Genomic DNA, 19,865 nt, shown 5'->3' with positions numbered 1-19,865 from the left:
CGCCAGGACAGAACGAGAATGTCGTTGCTTTTTCGGGAGGTCCGGCCGGTGGGCCATCGGCCGAAGCAAGAATGGGAATGAACATATTTTTCGGAGTGAGGATCGTTGATTGTGATGACTGACAATTTCCAATTTGACGCCTATCGCAGACCGGATGGTTCGATCGGGCTGAGAAATGACCTGCTGATCCTTTCGATATCGGGGCTGGCAGCACCCATCGCACAGCGGATCGGCGGCATTTTGAAACAGGCCAAGGTTATCACGACCGCCTATACGGGCGGCATCATAGCCGAGGACGCCAGCTTGAGGCTGCGCATGCTGGAAGGATTCGCACTGCATCCAAATGTCGGCGCAGTGCTTGTGGTTAGCTGCAATTTTCCGGAAGGCCGGCGGTTTCGCGACAGGATCGCCGCGTCCGGACGGCCGGTTGAAATGCTGGTCCTTGATGACTTTGGTCATGACAGCCTGCGCTTGACCGATGCCGCCGTCAGATCCGGCGCCCGTTTACTCCAGCAATTGTCGGCGGCGCGCCGCAGTCCGGCCGATCTGTCGGAACTGTGCATAGGCGTTGAGTGCGGACGGTCCGACACGACATCGGGGATTGCGTCAAATCCCCTCGTTGGTCATGTCGCCGATGCTATCGCCAGCGCCGGCGGCAGGGTCATTGCCGGTGAGACGATGGAATGGTTCGGGGCCGAACATCTTCTGGAAAAGCGCGCGAAAACGCCGGAAATCATGCAGGCGCTGCGCGATGCGATCAACCGGCGGATAGACCGCGCCGAGGCGGCCGGAATTGACCTGATCGGCACGAATCCGGGGCCGGTCAACATAGCGATGGGCCTTTCAACTCTTGAGGAAAAATCGCTCGGCGCCGTCAGGAAATCGGGTTCGGCGCCGATACAGGGCCTGCTGCAGCAGGGCGAGGCGCCCAAGGAGGCCGGCGTATGGCTGATGGACCAGCCCTATTACAGCCCGGAATCCCTCTCCGGCTTCGTCGCGGCGGGCGCCCACATGATCCTGTTCACCACCGGTCCGGGAAACAATTTCGTCAGCCTGCTGGCGCCGACCATCAAACTGTCGGCCAATGCCGACACCTGCGCCAACCTGACCGAGCAAATCGATTTCGATGCCAGCGCCATTCTGACGGGCGCGCTCGGTTTCGCCGAGGCGACGCAACTGCTGCTGGCGCGCATGGTTGACGTCGCTTCGGGAACGCTCACCTACGGCGAGATCCTGTCCGAGGGGGCCGAGACCATCAGCAGATGCGGAGAGTCGCTATGACGGAGAACGCAACGCAATATTCGGGCCTGATGCTCCACAGTGATGACCACGTGGCTCTGGCGCTCACGCCGCTTGAGCCGGGGGACACGGCGCTGATCACGACGCCGGATGGCGAGCGCCGCGTGGAGATCAGGGAGGTCATCCCACGCTACCACAAGTTCACGGTCGGACCACTCGCGGACAAAACCTATGTGATCAAGGGGGGAGAGGTGATCGGCATAACCACGACAAATGTCCCTGCCGGCAGCCATCTGCACATCACCAACCTGAAAAGTGCGCGCTATGGCGTGAATTGAATTTCGTCACCGCGTGGAGGAGAAGCGGGAATGGAGGATATTTTCGGGGCCCTGTTTCTCGGCCTCACTACGATACTCACGATAAAGGTCCTGACCTGGACCTTCGTGGGTATCCTAGCGGGCATGTTTTTCGGCCTTATTCCGGGGCTTTCCGGCCTCACCGGCATGGGGCTGCTGCTGCCGTTCGCTATCGGGCAGCCGCCCGAGGTGGCGTTCTCATTCCTGCTCGGCATGTATGCCGTCACCACCCAGACCGATGCCATTCCGGCGGTCCTGCTCGGAATTCCCGGTACATCCGCGGCACAGGCGACCTATCTCGACGGCTATCCAATGGCCAAACGCGGCGAGGCGGGCCGCGCATTGTCGGCCTCCTACTTCGCTTCGATTGTCGGCACCATCGTGTTTTCAGCGATTTTTCTGGTTCTGCTGCCGATCATCCGTCCGATCATCAATTCCTTCGGATCTCCGGAATTCTTCATGCTGGCGATGATGGGCCTTGTGATGTCAGCCTCTTTGGTTGGCCCCAATATTCCGCGCGGATTGATGGTGGCGGCAGCCGGGCTGCTGATCTCGTGTATCGGCGTGGCGGGTTCCACGGGCGACCATCGCTACACGCTTGGGACCTATTATCTCGAGGACGGCATGCCCATCGTTCCCGTGGCGCTTGGCCTTTTTGCCGTGCCGGAAGTGATGGAACTGATGATCCGTCGCTCGTCCATCGCCCATTCCTTCTCCGCTGAAGGCGGCGCGATGGCGGGGCTGCGCGATACGATCCGCCACGGCTGGCTGGTCGTGCGTTGCTCTATCATAGGCGGCGTCTGCGGCGTCGTTCCGGGGCTTGGCGGATCGGCGGCCGAGTGGCTCGGTTATTCCCATGCCGTACAATCCGCCCGCGACAAGTCGCAATTCGGCAAGGGCGACATTCGCGGCGTGCTGTCGGCGGAGGCCGCCACAACCGCCCAGAAGCCAGGCGCCATCATTCCCACCGTGGCCCTCGGCATTCCCGGAAACGCTTCAATGGCGGTCATGCTGGGGGTCTTTCTCATCGTCGGCTTGCGACCGGGAAGCGCAATGCTCAACGAGCAGCTGCCGCTCACATTCCAGATGCTCTGGACAGTCATCCTCGCCAATATCGTGGTGGCGATCCTCTGCCTTGTCCTGCAGCGATACATCGTCAAGATCTGTCAGGTCCGTGCGTCGATCATCGCTCCCCTCATCATCGCCTTCATGGCGATCGGCGCGACCTTCGCGAGCAATTCATTCGGAGATCTTGTCGCGTTTGGCGTTTTCGGCGCTCTCGGCATTTTCATGAAAGCCTATGACTGGCCTCGGGTGCCGCTTCTGATCGGCATGGTGCTCGGGGAACTCGCGGAGCCGAATTTCTTCATCGCCGTTCAGGTCTATGGCATCTCCTGGCTGTGGCAGCGTCCGATCGTCCTGTCGACGCTTGTGGTCATGCTGGCCTTCCTGCTGGTGATGCTGCTTCGGCGGGCGAGGGAACGCGCCCAGACCCTGGAAGGAGATGCCGATGCGTGACATGGTCAGGAACCGGGATGTCTCATGGTGGTTTGGCGTTGTGCTTTCCGCGGCGGCGGTCGTCGCCCTGATCGCGGCGCTGAGCTGGGACACGATGGCGGCCAGCTTCCCGATCTTCAACTGCGTGGTGATGCTTGTGTGCGGCATTGCCCATACGCTGCTGCCGCAGTCCGAAGCCTCATCCCCGATGTTTGAGGGCGAGAAGCCGCCTTTCGGCCTTACATTGCGTTACGCGGCCTGGATTTGCGCGTTCTTTGCCGGAGCCGTCGCATTCGGCTTTCCCGTCGCCGCGCCGCTTTTTGTTCTCAGCTATATGCTGGCGCATGGCGAGCGGTGGACGACGGCGGCTATCGCGTCGGCGGCAACGCTGGTCTTTCTCGTGATCGTGGTGGAGCGGGTGCTGCGCCTTCCGCTTCCGCAGCCCTGGTACCTCTTTTCCTAGCGGAAAGAGGGGGGCGGTCGGTGCGACGAGCTGGAAGAGGAGCCTGCTCGCCTCGATCGGGCCTAAACCGGAATGCTTGGCAAGGCGGGGCAGGGAGGTAAGCGCCGTTTTCCAAAGGCGACCGCGTGCACCGGTTGCTGATTGACCAGTCTCGTGCACCCAAGGAGGAGGAAAAAATGAAGCTGAAACTGATTGTAGCTGTATCAGGCGCCCTTGCCATTTTGTCCATGGCGAGCCCTGCGGGGGCCGCGGATGTGGACTTTTCCGGCAAGACCCTGCGCATTATCCAGAACTACGGCGCCGGAGGATCCACGGATCTTTTCGCTCGCACGATTGCGCCGTTCATCCAGAAATACCTGCCGGGGCAGCCGACCGTCGTTGTCGAACCGAAGCCGGGTGCGGCCGGTATTCAGGCCGGCATCTACATGCACAATTCCTCGCCGCCTGACGGAATGGAAATCTGCCTGTGTAATTCGATGCCGGTCAGGTGGGTGACCGTCAACGACTTCGACTTCGATCTGCGCGATCTCGCAATCGCCGGAAGCCAGCCGGTCAACACCGTTGTCCTCATACGCGATGACATGAACGTGTCGAAACCGACCGATCTCGCCCACACGCCGAAGCCGCTTTTGTTCAGCGCAACCTCTCCGGCCAGCGAGAACGCCAGCCGCTTCGCCGTATTCGCCAATATCTTCGGCGCCAAGGTCAACATCATCGGCGGCTACAGGCTGGCGGGCAATATGGTTCAGTCGGTTACACAGGGAGAAACGAACGTCACGAGCCTCAACGGTGACTACTACGCCGTCCAGAGCACGGCCATCGCCGAAGCGGGGTCCGTCAGGCCCTTCGGCCAGGTCGGCATCCCGAATGGAGACAGGTTCGATCCGGAACCGGCGATCGATGCGCCGACCTTCGATACGATGGTGCGCGAATATGCGCCCGAGGTGCTCGACACGCCGAAATACAAGCTGTTTTCGGCCTTCAATCAGGCAGCCGCCGCGCAGATGATCTATGTCCTCGCGCCCGGAACGCCGCAAGAATATGTGACCGCCTGGCAGGATGCCATCGCGAAGGCCGCGGCCGATCCCGAATATGCGAAGGCCGTGGCGAACATGCAGACAGCTCTGCGGCCGTTCACCGGCGAGGCGGGGACGCGGAAAATGCTCGATGCCCTTTATGACGGCTTCAAATCGCCCGATGTTGTCGAGGTTCTCAAGGAAATCGCCCCGGTCTATTTCAAATAGACCAGGCACCGCCGGACGCGTCTTAAGATGCGTCCGGCTCAAACGGCCGTTCTTCTGCAGGGGATCAGTCTTTCGGATCGGATGCCGCGCGCTTCGACTGGCGCGGCGCGTTGCCCGTCCATTGCTTGAAGGCGCGGGAAAAGACCGCGCTGTCGGCATAGCCGAGCGCCTGGGCGACATCGGAGACGCTGGTGCCGGACTGTTCCAGAAGGCCGACGGCCAGTTCCGCGCGGTGTTCGCGCGTCAGCTGGCGGACGGACAGGCCTTCCGCGCCGAGCTGGCGTTGCAGGCTGCGCACGGAAATGCCGAGCTCCTCGGCCAGGAAGCGCGTGGTGACGGGCCGTCGTCCCATATAGAGCTGGATCAGCAGGCGGACCTTGTCGGAAAACGCCTCCTGCGCCTCGACCTCGCCGATCAGATCGTTGAGATGGTGCTCGAGGATCATGGTCAGCTGCGCGTCCTCGCTGCGATAGATCCGGTCGGCATCTTCCACGGAATAGACGAGGCGGTTGTTGGCTTGGCCAAAAAAGATCGGCGCGCGGAACAGTCGGGCCAGAGGGCCCGTATCCTCGGGGCTTTCGTGCTCGAAATGCACTTCCAGCGGGTTCAGGCCGGTGCTGAAGCAACTGCGCACGAGCTGGCAGGACGCGGCGAGCGAATATTCCGCATCCTGCCTGCGCGGCCAGATCGTCCGGTCCGAAATCCGATAGTGCCAGACGATCATTCCGTCTTCTTCCGCCAGCCCCGATTTCGTAGCGCTCTGCAGGGCGTTCACATATTTCGAGATGCGTTCGAACGCGATCCGTATCGTCGGCGCGAGCGAGAACAATATGCCCATCGGCCCCATATCGGCGGGCTTGAAATGGGCGCCGAGCCTTGCCGCGAAGGCCGGGTCGCCCGCCGCCGCCGCGGCGTCCTCGAGAAAGGCGACATAACGGTGAAGCGGGATCAGGGCGTAGGGGTCTTTCAGCTCGCGCATCGAGATGCTGTGGCGCGCCAGAAGCGGCGGCAGGAACACATGCGACTTCAGCAGCGTGTCCATCAACGGCGTAAAGGCCGACACCCTGATATAGGTGACGGATCGCGTCGTCGCGGTGCTGGTCTTGGCGGTGTTCATGGTGCAATGCAGCGTTGTTTGGCGCAAATTATCAAGTTAGCGGCACAAATTGCAATATGCCTCAGCGAACCTCCTCCTATTCTCATTAACAATAATCAAAACCAAAAGGGGTTCATATGTCTGTCGCATCCAGCGAGCCGACGCCTGAAGGGCGCCTGGCCAGAAATTCCGTGGGCATTGCCCACATCGTCTTCTTCGTCGTTGCGGCCGCCGCGCCGCTGACTGCGGTCGTCGGCGCCACGCCGCCGGCCTTCGCCTTTGGAAACGGCGCCGGGGTGCCCGGCGCTTTCGTTCTCGCAGGCCTGCTCTATCTCCTTTTCTCGATGGGCTTTACCGCCATGAGCCGTCATATCGGCGGGGCGGGGGCCTTTTATACCTATATCACCCATGGCATCGGTAAGCCGGCCGGCGTCGGCGGCGCGTTCATGGCGCTTTTGACCTACAGCGCCGTGCAGATCGCGGTTTACGGGCTGCTCGGGCTTTTCACCGAGGGCGCGGTCGCCGGTCTCGGCCTCGACCTGCCCTGGTGGGTCTGGTCTCTTGCCTTTCTCGTCATCGTGCACTTTTCCGGCCAGCGCAACATCGCTTTCTCCGGCGCGATCCTAGGCGTCTGCATGCTGGCGGAGATCATCATACTGCTGCTGCTCGATGTCGGCATCGTCGCCCAGGGCGGGCCGGAAGGCTTGAGCTTTTCCTCCTTCGCGCCCGCCACGGTGTTCACACCCGCGCTCGGCGTAACGCTGGTGTTCGTGGTGGGCTCGTTCATTGGCTTCGAGGCGACGGCGATCTTCGGCGAGGAGGCGGAGCATCCGGAAAAGACCATTCCGCGCGCGACCTATATCTCGGTCTTGCTGATCGCGATCTTCTATGCCTTCTCCACCTGGGCGATCACCCAGTATTACGGACCGTCCAACGTTCAGGAGGCCGCGGCCGGCGCGCTCGATACCTTCTATTTCGACGCTGCGGCCAATGTGCTGGGCGGCTGGTCGGCGCTCACCATGAACATTCTGCTGATCACCAGCCTGTTTGCCTGCGTTCTGTCGTTCCACAACACGCTGAACCGCTATTTCTTCGCGCTCGGCCGCGAGGGGCTGGCGCACAGCGTGCTTGGCAAGGTGCATCACATTCACGGTTCGCCCTATGTGGCCGGGATCCTGCAATCGGCGATCGCCGCGATCATTCTCGCGGCCTTCGCGATCACCGGGCAGGATCCGTTCGCCGTGGTGTTTTCCTACATGTCGGCGCTGGCGGTGCTCGGAATTCTCGGGGTTCAGGTCCTGGTCAGCGTCGCGATCATCATGTTCTTCCGCAAGAACAGGCTCGGCCACGGGCTCTGGCGCACCGCGGTGGCGCCCGTGCTCGCGCTCATCGGGCTGATCGGCGCGCTGGTTCTGGTGACGTCCAATCTGGAGCTTCTGGCCGGAACGTCCAACATCGTCGTTAATTCCTTCCCCTATCTCGTCGTGCTGACCGGCATTGGCGGTGTCCTCTTCGCGCTCGGCATCCGCAAGTCCGATCCCGCGCGCTATGAGGCGCTCGGCAAGGTTTTCGAGGAATAGCACCGCGATCGGTCCGGTCCCCCCCTCAGGGACCGGGCGATTGCCCAACGACCATTATTTCACGCGGCGGCTCGGCTGCCGCGAACCCTTCGTCACAACCTATCGAGAGTGCCCAAATGACCGAAGATACACGGATCGATTTCATCTACCTGTCGGAACAGGACATGCTGGCCGCCGGCGTCACCGACATGCCCGCCTGCGTCGACACGATGGAAGAAATGTTCGCGCTGCTCTACCATGGCGACTATCGCATGGCCGGGCCCAACAGCGATTCCCATGGCGCCGCCATCTCCTTTCCCGAGCACTCCCCGTTTCCCACCATGCCGAAACCGACGGCCGACCGAAGGTTCATGGCGATGCCGGCCTATCTCGGCGGGCGTTTCGGCACCACGGGCGTGAAGTGGTACGGCTCCAATATCGCCAATCGCGAAAAGGGCCTGCCGCGCTCCATCCTGATGTTCACCTTGAACGACACGGATACCGGCGCGCCGCTCGCCCATATGTCGGCGAACCTGTTGTCGGCCTATCGCACGGGCGCGGTTCCGGGCGTCGGCGCCCGCCATCTGGCGCGCAAGGATTCGAAGGTCGTCGGCATTCTCGGGCCGGGCGTGATGGGCAAGACCTCGCTTTCGGCCTTCATGGCGGCCTGTCCGTCGATCGATACCGTCAAGGTCAAAGGCCGCGGCCAGAAGAGCCTCGATTCCTTCCTGTCCTGGGTTCGCGAGACCTATCCGCAGATCACGACGGTCGAGGTGGTCGACAGCATCGAGGCGGTGGTGCGCGACAGCGACATCGTCACCTTCTGCAATTCGGGCGCGGTCGGCGATCCCTCCACCTATCCCATGGTCCGGCGCGAATGGGTGCGGCCCGGCACGTTTCTGTCGATGCCTGCGCTCTGCAACATGGATGAAGGGATGGAAAAGTCCGACATCCGCAAGGTGGTCGACAATACCGGGCTTTATGAAGCCTGGTTCCATGAACTGCCCAAGCCCGCGCATGTCCATGTGCCGATCATCGGCGTGAAGTTCATGGACATGATCGCCGAGGGGCGGATGGCGAAGGAGGACCTTGAGGACATCGGCAAGATCGTCGCCGGCGAAGCGCCGGGCCGCCAGAATGACGACGAGATCATCATCATGTCGGTCGGCGGCATGCCCGTCGAGGACGTCGCCTGGGGCACGGTGATTTACCGCAACGCCATCGAAAAGGGCATCGGCGTCAAGCTCAACCTCTGGGACGTTCCGGTTCTGCGCTGAGCGCCGGAATGGCGGGCGGGCCCATTGCCGCCCGCCAAGACAGAAGCCCTCTGACGGCAAACGCAATGACGGGAAACCACATGACCAAAGTTCTGAAAATCAAGACCGGCTCCAAATTCGAGGAGCATGGCAGCTATTCGCGGCTGGTCGCTCTCGACAACTGGATCTTCGTGTCCAACACCGCCGGCCGCAACCCCGAGACCAAGGTGATCTCCGACGATGTCAGGGCGCAGACCGAACAGGTCTTCGCCAATATCGGCGCGGCGCTGGCGGCCGCCGGTTCCGGGCTTGAGGATGTCGTCGCCTCCCGGGTCTTTATCCAGAACCCGGCCGACACGGAGACGGTCATGACCATTGTCGGCGAGAAATTTCGTGGCGTCGATCCCGCCAGCACAGTCACGTGCCCGCCGCTCGGTTCGACCGTCTACAAGGTCGAAATCGAGGTGACCGCCTATCGCGGCGCGGGCGCGGCCGAAACCGAGCGCAAGCAGGTTTCGCTCTGATCCGACGATGCGCGGTCGCCGCGCATCATACCTGTCTTTCAATTCCTTCAGGTGACCATCATGGCTCCCGCATTGCCGCCAGTGAACACAGCCGAAACATTTCCCGCCAAAACCTCTGTCGTGATCATCGGCGCGGGGATTGTGGGCCTGAGCGCTGCGCTGACGCTTGCCGAACGCGGCGTTCCCGTCGTGGTGCTGGAAAAGGGGCGCGTCGGCGCGGAACAGTCGTCGCGCAATCTCGGCTGGGTGCGCAAGATGGGGCGCGCGGCCCCGGACGTGCCGATGTCGCTTGCGGCGGACCGGCTCTGGGCAGAAATGCCGGAGCGCATCGGCGTCGATGTCGGCTATCGCCAGACCGGCATCATGTATCTCGCCCGCACCGAGGCGGAGATGGACATGCACCGGCAATGGCTGAAAACCGTCGAGCAACTGCCGCTCGATTCAAGGCCGTTGAGCAATCGCGCGATCGGCGATCTGGTGCCGGGCGGCAGGGAAAACTGGGCGGGCGGGATATACACTCCGTCTGACGGGCGCGCGGAACCGACGCTGGCCCCCTCGGCCATCGCCAATGCGGCGATCGCAAAGGGCGCGGTGATCGTGGAGAACTGCGCCGTTCGTACGCTTGCGACCGCCGGCGGTCGGGTCTCCGGCGTCGCGACCGAACGCGGGGAAATCCGCTGCGAGGAAGTGCTGCTCGCGGGCGGGCTGTGGTCGCGGAAGTTTCTCGGCAATCTCGGCATTTCGCTACCGACACTGCCGCTGATCTCGTCCGTGATCCGCACGGAGCCGATGGACGGGCCGACGGAAATCGCCGTCGGCGGACCGGATTTCTCGTTCCGCAAGCGCCATGACGGCGGCTACACCATCACCCAGCGCGGCGCGCTCGGCGCGCCCTTGATGCTCGATCATCTGCTGATAGGCCTGCGCTATCTGCCGATGCTGCGCGGGCAGCGGGGGCTGTTGCGCATCAGGCTTGGCCGGGACTTCGTCAACGACCTCCGCCTGCCGCGCCGCTGGGGCGCGAAGGGGCCATCGCCGTTCGAGCGAGTCAGGACCATGGACCCGGATGCCGATGCCGCCATCAATGCCGAGGCGATGCGCAACATCACGGCCGCGTGGCCTGCTTTTTCCAACGCCGTCATTGCCGAGGTCTGGGCCGGGATGATGGATATCACGCCGGATTCGCTGCCGGTCATGGGGGCCGCGCCGAAACTGCCCGGCCTGACGCTGGCAACCGGCTTTTCCGGCCACGGCTTCGGCACGGGTCCGGCGGCGGGCGCGCTTGCCGCCGATCTGGTGATGAACGCGCCGCCGATCGTCGATCCCGCGCCCTATCGGCTGGAGCGTTTCTCGTGAGGATCTGGCGCAAGGTGCGACGAAACGAACTTCAGACTTCGTAACAGCGAAATTCGCGTGCGTTTTCGCAGGAAAAATTACCAAAATGAGGAGGCGAACAGATGAAAATTGAGCAACCCGACACGATTGTCGAGGACGTATCGGCTATTGTCACGGATTTCCTGGCGGCGCCAAAGGCGTTGATCGCCGGCAGATCCGAACCCGCCGAAAGCGGCGAAACCTATCCCGTCTACAATCCGGCGACCGGCGACGTTCTGGCCGCGGTTCCGGCCTGCGGCGATGGCGATGTCGATCGCGCGGTCAAGGCGGCGCAGGCCGCGCTCGAAGGCCCGTGGTCGAAAATGCTGCCCGTTCATCGGCAGGGCCTCTTGCTGAAACTTGCGGACCTGATCGAGGAAAACGGCGAGGAACTTGCCCAGCTCGAAACGCTGAACCAGGGCAAGTCGATCATGCTGTCGCGCCTTGTCGAGGTGCAGTCCTCGGCGGAATATTTCCGCTACATGGCCGGCTGGGCGACCAAGATCGAAGGCTCGACGCTCGACGTATCGATCGCGATCCCGCCGGGCATGCGCTATCAGGCCTATACCCGTAAGGAACCGGTAGGTGTCGTTGCCGCAATCACGCCGTGGAACTTTCCCCTGAACATGGCAAGCTGGAAGATCGCGCCCGCGCTTGCCGCCGGCTGCACGGTTGTTCTGAAGCCCGCCGAGGAAACCCCGCTCACCTCCATCAGGCTTGCCGAGCTCTGCCTTGAGGCGGGGTTTCCCGAGGGCGTCGTCAATGTCGTGACCGGAATGGGCGAGACCGCCGGCGCGGCGCTCGTCGCCCATCCCGGCGTCGCCAAGATCGGCTTCACCGGATCGACCGAGACCGGCAAGCTGATCGGCATTCAGGCGATGAAGGACATGAAGCGGGTGACGCTGGAACTCGGCGGCAAGGCGCCGATGATCATGTTCGACGATATGGATCTTGATCTCCTGGGGGCTGCCGCCGGCATCGGAAGCTTCTTCAACACGGGTCAGACCTGCTGCGCGGGCGTGCGCATCTATGCGCAGAAGGGCATTTACGAAAAGGCGCTGGAGGTGATCGCGAATGTGACGCGCAGCCTCGCCATCGGCTCTGGCCTCGATCCGCACAATCAGATCAACCCGGTCGTTTCAGCTCGCCATCAGGCCCATGTGAAGGCCTGCATTGCCCGCGGTCTGGAAGATGGGGCAAAGCCCGTTATCGGCGCCGAGGCGCCGGCGGAAGGCTTTTTCGTCGCGCCGGAACTGTTCACCGATGTCCGTCAGGACATGGCGCTGATGCAGGACGAGGTGTTCGGGCCGGTGATCACGATGACGCCGTTTGACGAGCCGGATGAGGCGATCGCCATGGCCAATGACAGCCGCTATGGGCTCGGCGCATCGCTGTGGACCAACGATCTCAACAAGGTGATGCGCTACGTGCCGAAGATCGAGGCCGGCACGGTGTGGGTCAACAGCCACAACATCCCGGATCAGAACATGCCCTTCGGCGGCATCAAACAGTCCGGCATCGGCCGCGAACACGGGCGTGGTGCGCTCGACAACTACCTCGAAACCAAGTCGGTCTGCGTAGCCTACAGATAGTCTGCTCCGGGCGCTCTAAAGGGCCGCTGCCTTCATCAACCCGGTCCGCGACCGGCAGAACCTGACCATTGCTCCGGGCACGCGCCTTCCCGGAGCGTTTGAAAGCAAAGGAGCAACCAATATGACAGCAGCGACGGCAACGCGGCCAGCGTTTTACTTTCACGAGCAGACATTGTGGTTTTCCGCCGGTCAATCGGCACTGGTCGTGCCGGTCGGCGGCTGGGTGCAGCCCCCGGCGTCCGGCGGCCACGCCGATTCGCCCGAGCCGAAAAGCCGGACGGTCTCGTTGGCAGCCGTATCGGGCCTGTTTAATGCCTATGATCGCAAGGTCGCGCCCGAAGCCGCGCGCGAGGCGCTTCTGACGATCCATCCGGCCTCCTATCTCGATCGGCTGAAGGAGGTCAGCGATGCCGGCGGCGGGGCGCTGCATCCGACGGCTCCGTTCGCGGCCGGCAGTTACGAGATCGCGCTTCTGTCCGCCGGGCAGGCGCTTGCCGCCGTCACCGACGTTGCCGTCGGCGAGCGCCGCCGGGCCTATGCCATCACTCGGCCATCCGGCCATCATTGCCTGCCCGACACGCCGATGGGTTTCTGTCTGCTTGCCAATGTGGCGGTCGCCGTCAGAGCGGCGCAGGCGAAGGGGCGCAAGCGGATCGCCGTGATCGACTGGGACGTTCACCATGGCAACGGAACCGAGGCGTGTTTTTATGACGACCCGTCGGTGCTGACGGTCTCGATGCATCAGGAAAGCTGCTTCCCGCCCGGCCGGTCCGGCGGCGCCGATTCACGCGGGACAGGGGCCGGCGAGGGCTTCAATCTCAACGTTCCGCTCTGGCCAGGCAGCGGTCACGCGGTCTACATGGCCGCGCTTGAGCATATCGTGCTGCCCGCGGTCGCAGAGTTTGCGCCCGACATGATCATTGTCGTCAACGGGCTCGATGCCAATGCCGTCGACCCGCTGGCGCGCATGCTGCTTCACGCCGGCAGTTTCGCGGCGATGACCGAAGCGGTTTCGAAGCTGTCGAATACGGTGTGCGAGGGTCGGCTGGCCGTCGTTCAGGAAGGCGGCTATTCGGATGCCTATGTGCCGTTCTGCGCCCACGCTGTGATGGCTGGGCTTGCGGGCGTCAGCGACCCGGTGGAAGACCCCTTCATGGGGATCGTGGATGCCCAGCAGCCGGGAGCGGCGTTCAACGCCGCCCATATCGCCGCCCTGAGGCAGCATCACGGCTGGCGGGATTGAAATCCGATGCGCGGCGGCTCTTCCCGCCCGGACACCGTTTCCGGCGTCCGGGCGGGGAGGGTCAGGCGTTGAGGATGACCTTCATCGCCTTTTCGCGGGCGGCATTGCCGAACACCTCATAGGCGTCGATGATCTTGTCGAGCGCGAAGCGGTGGGTTACCAGCCTGCCCGGATCGACCTTGCCGGCACCCAGCGTCTTGAGCAGCATCGGCGTGGTGTTGGTGCTGACCAGCCCCATCGAGATATTGATGTTCTTGATCCACAATTCCTCGATATGCAATTCCACCGGCGTGCCATGGACGCCGACATTGGCGACATTGCCGCCGGCCGACACGATCTTCTGGCAGATGTCGAAGGTTGCCGGCACGCCGACCGCCTCGATCGCGACATCGACGCCATTTCCGTCGGTCATCGCCATGATTTTCTCGACCGCATCCTCGGAGCCGACCTGAACGGTATCCGTCGCGCCGAACTGTTTCGCCAGTTCAAGACGGGCCAGGTCCATGTCGACCATGATGATCCGCCCCGGCGAATAGAACTGCGCCGTCAAGAGAACCGACATGCCCACAGGCCCTGCGCCGACGATCGCGATCGTATCGCCCGGTTTTACGCGGCCATACTGGACACCGATCTCAAGGCCGGTCGGCATGATGTCGGAGAGCATGACTAGTGCTTCCTCGTCGGCGCCCTCGGGGATCGGGTAGAGCGAGTTGTCGCCATGGGGAATGCGCACATATTCGGCCTGGGTGCCATCGATCAGGTGCCCCAGAATCCAGCCGCCATCGGAGCAATGGGCGTAGAGCTGGCGCTTGCAGTTGGCGCATTTGCCGCAGGAGGTCACGCAGGAAATCAGCACCGGGTCGCCGGGCTTGAAGTTGACCACGGCATTGCCGACTTCCTCGACAATGCCGACGCCCTCATGTCCGAGCGTGCGGCCCGGCGTCACCGCCGGCACATCGCCCTTGAGGATGTGAAGATCGGTGCCGCAAATGGTCGTTTTGGTGATCTTGACGATGACGTCGGTGGGCTTCTGGATGCCGGGTTTTTCCTTTTCGACCCAGTCCTTCTGTCCAGGTCCGTTATAGACGAGTGCTTTCATCGGAATGCCTCCCTTATTTTTCTAAACGGTTGCGAAGCAACCCTCGAACGGGAGTCTACTCTCCGAAAGCGGGCTGGACATGTCCGAATTTCGGACAGTTCCGGATAGTGCAAGCGACAAAACGCCGCGCGGAGGCTGACGCGCGGCGTGCTTGTTTATTGGTTTGCAACCTCGTCGGTCAGGCAGCGCGCTCCGGCACCTCAAGCCCCAGCCACTCGGTGTAGAAGGCATCGATATCCGGCTCGAAATCATGGATCACCGGATACCAGGGCGTCGGCGCCTCGACATCCAGCAGGTCGCCGGATTTCGGGCAGTAATATTCCCGGATCACCTGCCAGTCGGACGTGGGCGCCATCAGCTTCGGATAGAGTTCCTCCATCTCAGCGGCCGTTTCGCGCACGCGCATCACGGCATGCAGCTTCCAGTTCTCGCGCCAGTCGCAGAATTCGTGACCGGCCTGGGATTTGACCACCCATTTCTTGTCCGAGGGTCGCTGCACGATATAGAGTTTCGGGCCCAGCGGCAGGATGATCTTATCGTCCCATGGAACCTGCTCCTGCAGGATTTCGATATATTTGACGAAGCGGTCGGCATCCTTGGGCGTCGAGAGCATCGTCTGCAGCGTATCGCGGTCGATCTTGCCATCGACGAGGTCTTTGATCTTTGCCTTGGTGTAAGCCATTGTCTTTCTCCTGAATAAAAAGGGGCGCCGCGGATAAAGGCGGGGTGTTGCGCGGCGCCCTGAGGGATCACTCCTCGACGAACTGGACCGTCTTCACATCCGGCAGTTCGGAAATATCCATCGAGTATTCGCGGCCATAGGACGGGATCGGGAGATCCGCCTCCTTCAGCTGCCAATCGTCGGGAAGATCCCAAAACTTGCGGAAGCCCTGCTCCCATGTCGGGCCAAGCTTGAAGCTCGCCGCGAACATCTGCTGCACATGGGTGCCGGCATCCTTGGCGAGAATGCGCTTGCGCTCCTTCGCCATCCATTCGCGGGTCGGCTGGGCATTGGCGAGGCGGTCCTTGCGGATCTTCGCGCGCAAGGCTTCAGAGCCCGCCTCATCGGCGGTAAACAACCCGTCATCCCCCTTCTTCAGCACGACGCCATAGACCGTTTCGGCGAAACGCTCGAGCAGGTAGCCGCCATTGACATCGGTGGCCACGGACTGCGGCTCGCGATCCAGCGGATCGCCGAAGCCCGGCCCGCCGCGCATGTAGTTGAGGTAGAGATCGTAATCCTTGAACATCTCCTCGGTGGTGATCGCCTGCTTGTCGCGCTTGATGCCGTCGGGATTGACGAGCGCGTCATAGGTCGGGTGTTCCGGGTCGGTATCGCCGCCGAAGGGGATCGGGTCGCCATTGGCGATCTTCTCCTTCAGCCCGGTATCATGGGCCGCGAAGCGATAGCCGGACGCCGCCGGATAGCCGCCCATCAGCCCCCAGTCGGAGCTGATATGACCGTTGCCCATGAAGAACATCGTCCAGTCCTTGGCATTCCAGACCATGCGCAGCGATTCAAAGCCGCAGCCGCCGCGATATTTGCCCGCGCCGCCCGACGACGCCTTGATCTGGCGTCCGAGATAGACCAGCGGCTCCGCCAGTTCCCATATCTCCATATCGCCCATGTCGCCTTCCGGGTTCCAGATCGCGGCGGCATGGCTGATGCCGTCGGCAATAGCCGAGGCGCCCACCCCGTTGGCCGCGCATTCGAACGAGTTCACCGCATGGATTTCGTCATACTGGTTGAACCCGCCGCCCTGCAGCCAGTTCGAGGTGTTGGCATTGCCGGCATTGACCTCTTCCAGATAGCCGCGTCCGAAATAGGATCGCGACAGGCCGCGCCACAGCGCCGTCCATGAACTGACAAGGAAGTGCCAGCTATAGGAAAACGCCACGCGCCGGTCGTCCGGGTTCATCCAGGTGCCCTTTGGCAGGCGGAATTCCGTGCCGTAGGCGGCCCCGTCATTGATCATCTCGGTCGGGATCAGCGTCTGGGTCATCATCACCCAGATGCCGGAGGTGAAGCTGACGGAATGCGCATTATAGGTGTGCCAGCCCCAGCGGCTCGATCCCTCGAAATCCAGACGCCACGTGCCATCCGGCCGGATCGTCATTTCCGACGGCGTGTGCATGATGGTGTCGACCTTGGCGAAGTCCGACGGCACGCGCACATCTTCGTGGTCGTAGGGAACGTCGACGAAACCGACCTGACGGTAAACGCCTGGAATGGTCATCGCCTTGATGCGGTTCTGCAGCCCGACCCGGCCATGCTCGACCGATTCATAGGCGAACTTCCAGTAGGCATCGATGCCTTCTTCGGCAATCACCTCCTCGACCAGCTTGCGGATCATGTGGCAGCCGGCGACGCGGGTGCGCTCGTCCAGCATCCAGTAGCGGGTGGTGCGCACCGCGCGCTGGCTTTCATGCAGCCAGTCACGCTTCAGTTCGTCGTTCTCGCCGATCTTGCGGCAGGTGATGGAGTAGCCGTCACCGAAGCGCTGGATCTGTCCCGTGGACATCGAACCCGGCCCCACGGAGCCGGTATCGATGACGTGGGTGACGCCGCCGACCCAGCCGATCAGCGAGCCCTCATGGAAGATCGGGACGATGGTATGGATATCGCAGGGATGCACGTTCCCGATCAGGGAATCATTGTTGCAGAAGATATCCTTGTCATTGATCCCCGGGTTACCCTCCCAGTCGTTCTCGATCATGTATTTGATCGCCGCGCCCATGGTGCCGACATGGATGATGATGCCAGTCGAGGTCAGGATGGCGTCGCCCGCCGCATTGTAGAGGGTGAAGCACAGCTCGCCCTCCTGCTCGACGATCGGGCTCGCCGCGATCTTCTTCGCGGTTTCGCGCGCATCCACGACGCCGGCCCGCAGGCGCGAGAACAGCTTGTTGTAGAGGATCGGGCTTTCCTTGTGCAGGGTCCGTTCCGTCAGACCGGCATAATGGCCCGTCTGTTTTGTCCTGGTCATGATCTCGTCGCGGTGCTGCTTGAGCGTCTGGCCGCCACGCACGATCCCTTTGACTTTGGTTTGCATATTCATCGTATTTCTCCTCCCTTGGCCGTTACACTTCTTTCAGGTGGAACAGCCGGTGACCGTCGAGCCAGGTTTCAAATCCGCCCGGCACGACAAAGGTGGTGGCGTCGGATTCGATGATCGCAGGTCCGGTGACCCGGTTTCCCGGCTTCAGGCTTTCCATGTGGTAGAGCTGCGCATCGACCCATTTTCCCTTGCGGTAGAATTGGCGGGTCCCGATCTTCGCGTCTTCAGATGGCGTCGGGCTGCCTTCTTCTTCTTTCGGGATGCGGGGTTTGGGAATGGGCACCGTTCCACGCATGATCGCGCCCGTTACGGAAAAGCCGAGCTCGGGCGAGCGTGCCGAGGCGGCATAGACCCGGCCGTAGGTGTCGTTAAAGGCGTCGACCAGCCTGTCCCAGTCCGCGGCGGTTTTGGCCGTCTCGATCGGGCTGTCGATCTCCAGATCGTTGAGCTGGCCGCGATACTGCATCCGGTAGCCGGGCTGCAGGCGCACCTGATCGCGCGAATAGCCGTTCAGCTCGAATTCCTCGAGCACCCGCTCGGCCAGTTCGCGCCAGGCATCGTTCAAGGTTTTCGCCTCGATCACCTTGGCATCGTCGGACGCCGTCTCCTCGATATTGACGTCGAGCGACTTGTCGTAGCGATATTCGAAATCCGCCGCCGCGCAGCCGAAGGCGGAGAAGCCTGCGGCCCAGGCCGGCACGATCACATCCTCGAAGCCCAGCCCTTCGGTATAGCCGTAGGTATGGACCGGACCCGCGCCGCCATAGCTGAAGCATGTGAAGGAGGACGGCGAATAGCCCTTGCCGGAAATCATCGAGCGCAGATAGTCGCGCAGCTCGCTGTCCAGCAGTTCGATCACGCCCGCCGCGGCCTCTTCCACGGTCAGACCGAGCGGATCGGCGATCTGCTCCTTCATCGCGTCATAGGCGCGCTGCCGGTCGAGCTTGACCTGACCGCCGAGGAAGTTGTCCGGGTTTAGATAGCCGAGAATGACGTGGCAGTCGGAGATCGTCACCGTCTCTATGCCGGATTCCGCCCAGCAGACACCGACGCGGTAGCCAGCTGAATCCGGCCCCAGCTTGATCGCCTTGGTATAGGGGTCGAGACGGATGAAGGAGCCTGCGCCCGCGCCGACCGAATCGAGGCCGACAAGGGGAAGCGACAGCACGAGGCGGGCCATGTCCGGGTCGTTCTGGATCGTCAGTTCGCCCTGTGTGATCAGAGCCACGTCGAACGACGTTCCGCCGATATCCGAGCAGGCGATGTTCTTGTAGCCCAGAACCTCACCCAGATATTTGGCGCCGATCACGCCGCCGATCGGGCCGGAGACGATGGTGCGCGCCAGTTCCTTGGCCTTCCAGGAGATCGTGCCGCCATGGGTCGCCATCACCCGGAAGTCGAATTTCGAACCGTTTTCCTTGAATTCCGTCGAGATCTTCCTGAGCGTCTGGCGCGAAGGCTCGGCGGCGAAGGCTTCAAGGATGGTGGTATTGGTGCGGTGGGTTTCCTTGCGCACCGGGTAATAATCGGTCGAGGCGAAAACCGGGATGGTCTTGCCGGCCTTTTCGATCTCCTCGGCCACGATGTCGCGGACCCGGCGTTCATGTCCGGGATTCTTGTAGCTGTGCAGAAGCGAAATCACGATGCCTTCGACATTCTGCGCGATGAGCTCCTTCGCCGCCTGGCGCGCGGTTTCCTCGCGCAGCGGAATGACAACCGTGCCGAACATGTCGACCCGCTCCATCACGCCGCGCGTCAGGTGGCGCGGCACCAGCGGCTCGTCATAATAGTGGGTGTTGAGATGGATGCGGTCTTCATAGGCCATGCCCAGATAGGCCTGGCAGGCGCGTCCCATGCGGTGGAAGTCCTCCATCCCCGCATTGACGATCAGACCGGTGCGCAGGCCCTTGCGCTGGACCACGCGGTTGAGCATTGCCGTGCCGGAATAGACCCCGGTCTGGATCGAGCCGAGCGCCTCCTCAAGCGACAGACCCCAGTGTTCCAGCCCCTCACGGCTTGATTCGAGCAGGCCGCGCGCCTCGTTGTCCGGCGTGGACTGCGCCTTGCCGACCACAAAATCCCCGTCGGAATCGACGAAGAACGTATCGGTCATCGTTCCGCCCGCATCGATGCCAAGCACCTGCACGGAACGGCTGTTTTTCTCGATGATTGTCACGAAAAACTCCTCCCATTGTTCCGGCCATCCCGAGAGGGGACGGCCGCGATGGAGAGGATGCACCTTTTATGGATGCCGAAAGTGTCCG

General features: G+C 62.4%; 16 protein-coding genes. 11 read left to right on the top strand and 5 right to left on the bottom strand.

Features of this window, described 5'->3' with window-relative positions; genetic code table 11:
- The first annotated feature begins 114 nt into the window (after positions 1 to 114).
- From K7H91_RS01115 to K7H91_RS01095, 5 genes are all read left to right on the top strand, one after another.
- Positions 115 to 1,281 (top strand): UxaA family hydrolase, encoded by a 1,167-nt coding sequence (locus tag K7H91_RS01115; protein ID WP_230718341.1) that lies wholly within the window; start codon positions 115 to 117, stop codon positions 1,279 to 1,281.
- On the top strand, positions 1,278 to 1,577 hold the full coding sequence (locus K7H91_RS01110; protein WP_230718340.1) for a UxaA family hydrolase: 300 nt from the start codon (positions 1,278 to 1,280) through the stop codon (positions 1,575 to 1,577). The genes K7H91_RS01115 and K7H91_RS01110 overlap by 4 nt, the downstream gene beginning before the upstream one ends.
- Before the next feature lie 30 nt (positions 1,578 to 1,607).
- The gene (locus K7H91_RS01105; protein WP_230718339.1) at positions 1,608 to 3,113 is read left to right on the top strand and encodes a tripartite tricarboxylate transporter permease; all 1,506 of its coding nucleotides are present in this window, start codon (positions 1,608 to 1,610) and stop codon (positions 3,111 to 3,113) included.
- A complete protein-coding gene (locus K7H91_RS01100) occupies positions 3,106 to 3,555 on the top strand; it encodes a tripartite tricarboxylate transporter TctB family protein (protein WP_230718338.1) in 450 nt (149 codons plus the stop codon). The genes K7H91_RS01105 and K7H91_RS01100 overlap by 8 nt, the downstream gene beginning before the upstream one ends.
- 176 nt (positions 3,556 to 3,731) lie before the next feature.
- Entirely contained in the window at positions 3,732 to 4,799 is a 1,068-nt protein-coding gene (locus K7H91_RS01095) for a hypothetical protein (RefSeq protein WP_230718337.1), read from the top strand.
- Positions 4,800 to 4,863: 64 nt separating this feature from the next.
- On the opposite strand, the gene K7H91_RS01090 is transcribed toward K7H91_RS01095, so the two are convergent.
- Entirely contained in the window at positions 4,864 to 5,916 is a 1,053-nt protein-coding gene (locus K7H91_RS01090; protein ID WP_230718336.1) for an AraC family transcriptional regulator, read from the bottom strand.
- Between the two features lie 116 nt (positions 5,917 to 6,032).
- Between K7H91_RS01090 and K7H91_RS01085 the strand changes: the two genes are divergently transcribed.
- The 6 genes from K7H91_RS01085 (at position 6,033) to K7H91_RS01060 (ending at position 13,443) form a co-directional block, all read left to right on the top strand.
- Entirely contained in the window at positions 6,033 to 7,475 is a 1,443-nt protein-coding gene (locus K7H91_RS01085) for an APC family permease (RefSeq protein WP_230718335.1), read from the top strand.
- Positions 7,476 to 7,591: 116 nt separating this feature from the next.
- Positions 7,592 to 8,731 carry a tyramine oxidase subunit B gene (locus K7H91_RS01080; protein WP_230718334.1) on the top strand — a complete coding sequence of 380 codons (1,140 nt, stop codon included), beginning with the start codon at positions 7,592 to 7,594 and terminating at the stop codon, positions 8,729 to 8,731.
- Between the two features lie 80 nt (positions 8,732 to 8,811).
- The gene (locus tag K7H91_RS01075) at positions 8,812 to 9,234 is read left to right on the top strand and encodes a Rid family hydrolase (protein WP_230718333.1); all 423 of its coding nucleotides are present in this window, start codon (positions 8,812 to 8,814) and stop codon (positions 9,232 to 9,234) included.
- Positions 9,235 to 9,294: 60 nt separating this feature from the next.
- Entirely contained in the window at positions 9,295 to 10,590 is a 1,296-nt protein-coding gene (locus tag K7H91_RS01070; RefSeq protein WP_230718332.1) for an NAD(P)/FAD-dependent oxidoreductase, read from the top strand.
- A 101-nt stretch (positions 10,591 to 10,691) separates the two neighbouring features.
- Positions 10,692 to 12,200, top strand: coding sequence for an aldehyde dehydrogenase family protein (locus tag K7H91_RS01065; RefSeq protein ID WP_230718331.1), 1,509 nt, complete (start codon positions 10,692 to 10,694; stop codon positions 12,198 to 12,200).
- A gap of 121 nt (positions 12,201 to 12,321) precedes the next feature.
- Positions 12,322 to 13,443 carry a class II histone deacetylase gene (locus K7H91_RS01060; protein ID WP_230718330.1) on the top strand — a complete coding sequence of 374 codons (1,122 nt, stop codon included), beginning with the start codon at positions 12,322 to 12,324 and terminating at the stop codon, positions 13,441 to 13,443.
- Positions 13,444 to 13,504: 61 nt separating this feature from the next.
- On the opposite strand, the gene K7H91_RS01055 is transcribed toward K7H91_RS01060, so the two are convergent.
- From K7H91_RS01055 to K7H91_RS01040, 4 genes are all read right to left on the bottom strand, one after another.
- Positions 13,505 to 14,542 (bottom strand): zinc-dependent alcohol dehydrogenase family protein, encoded by a 1,038-nt coding sequence (locus tag K7H91_RS01055; protein ID WP_230718329.1) that lies wholly within the window; start codon positions 14,540 to 14,542, stop codon positions 13,505 to 13,507.
- 178 nt (positions 14,543 to 14,720) lie between these two features.
- Positions 14,721 to 15,224 carry an acetone carboxylase subunit gamma gene (locus K7H91_RS01050; protein ID WP_018067526.1) on the bottom strand — a complete coding sequence of 168 codons (504 nt, stop codon included), beginning with the start codon at positions 15,222 to 15,224 and terminating at the stop codon, positions 14,721 to 14,723.
- A gap of 67 nt (positions 15,225 to 15,291) precedes the next feature.
- Positions 15,292 to 17,601, bottom strand: a complete 2,310-nt coding sequence (locus K7H91_RS01045) for a hydantoinase B/oxoprolinase family protein (RefSeq protein ID WP_230718328.1) — start codon at positions 17,599 to 17,601, stop codon at positions 15,292 to 15,294.
- 22 nt (positions 17,602 to 17,623) lie between these two features.
- Positions 17,624 to 19,777, bottom strand: coding sequence for a hydantoinase/oxoprolinase family protein (locus K7H91_RS01040; protein WP_230718327.1), 2,154 nt, complete (start codon positions 19,775 to 19,777; stop codon positions 17,624 to 17,626).
- Positions 19,778 to 19,865: the final 88 nt, after the last annotated feature.

This window comes from Martelella mediterranea, assembly GCF_021021415.1.
Classification (GTDB): domain Bacteria; phylum Pseudomonadota; class Alphaproteobacteria; order Rhizobiales; family Rhizobiaceae; genus Martelella; species Martelella mediterranea_C.
The sequence above is the reverse complement of the archived record's forward strand: the minus strand, read 5'-3'. Positions and strand labels throughout refer to the sequence as shown.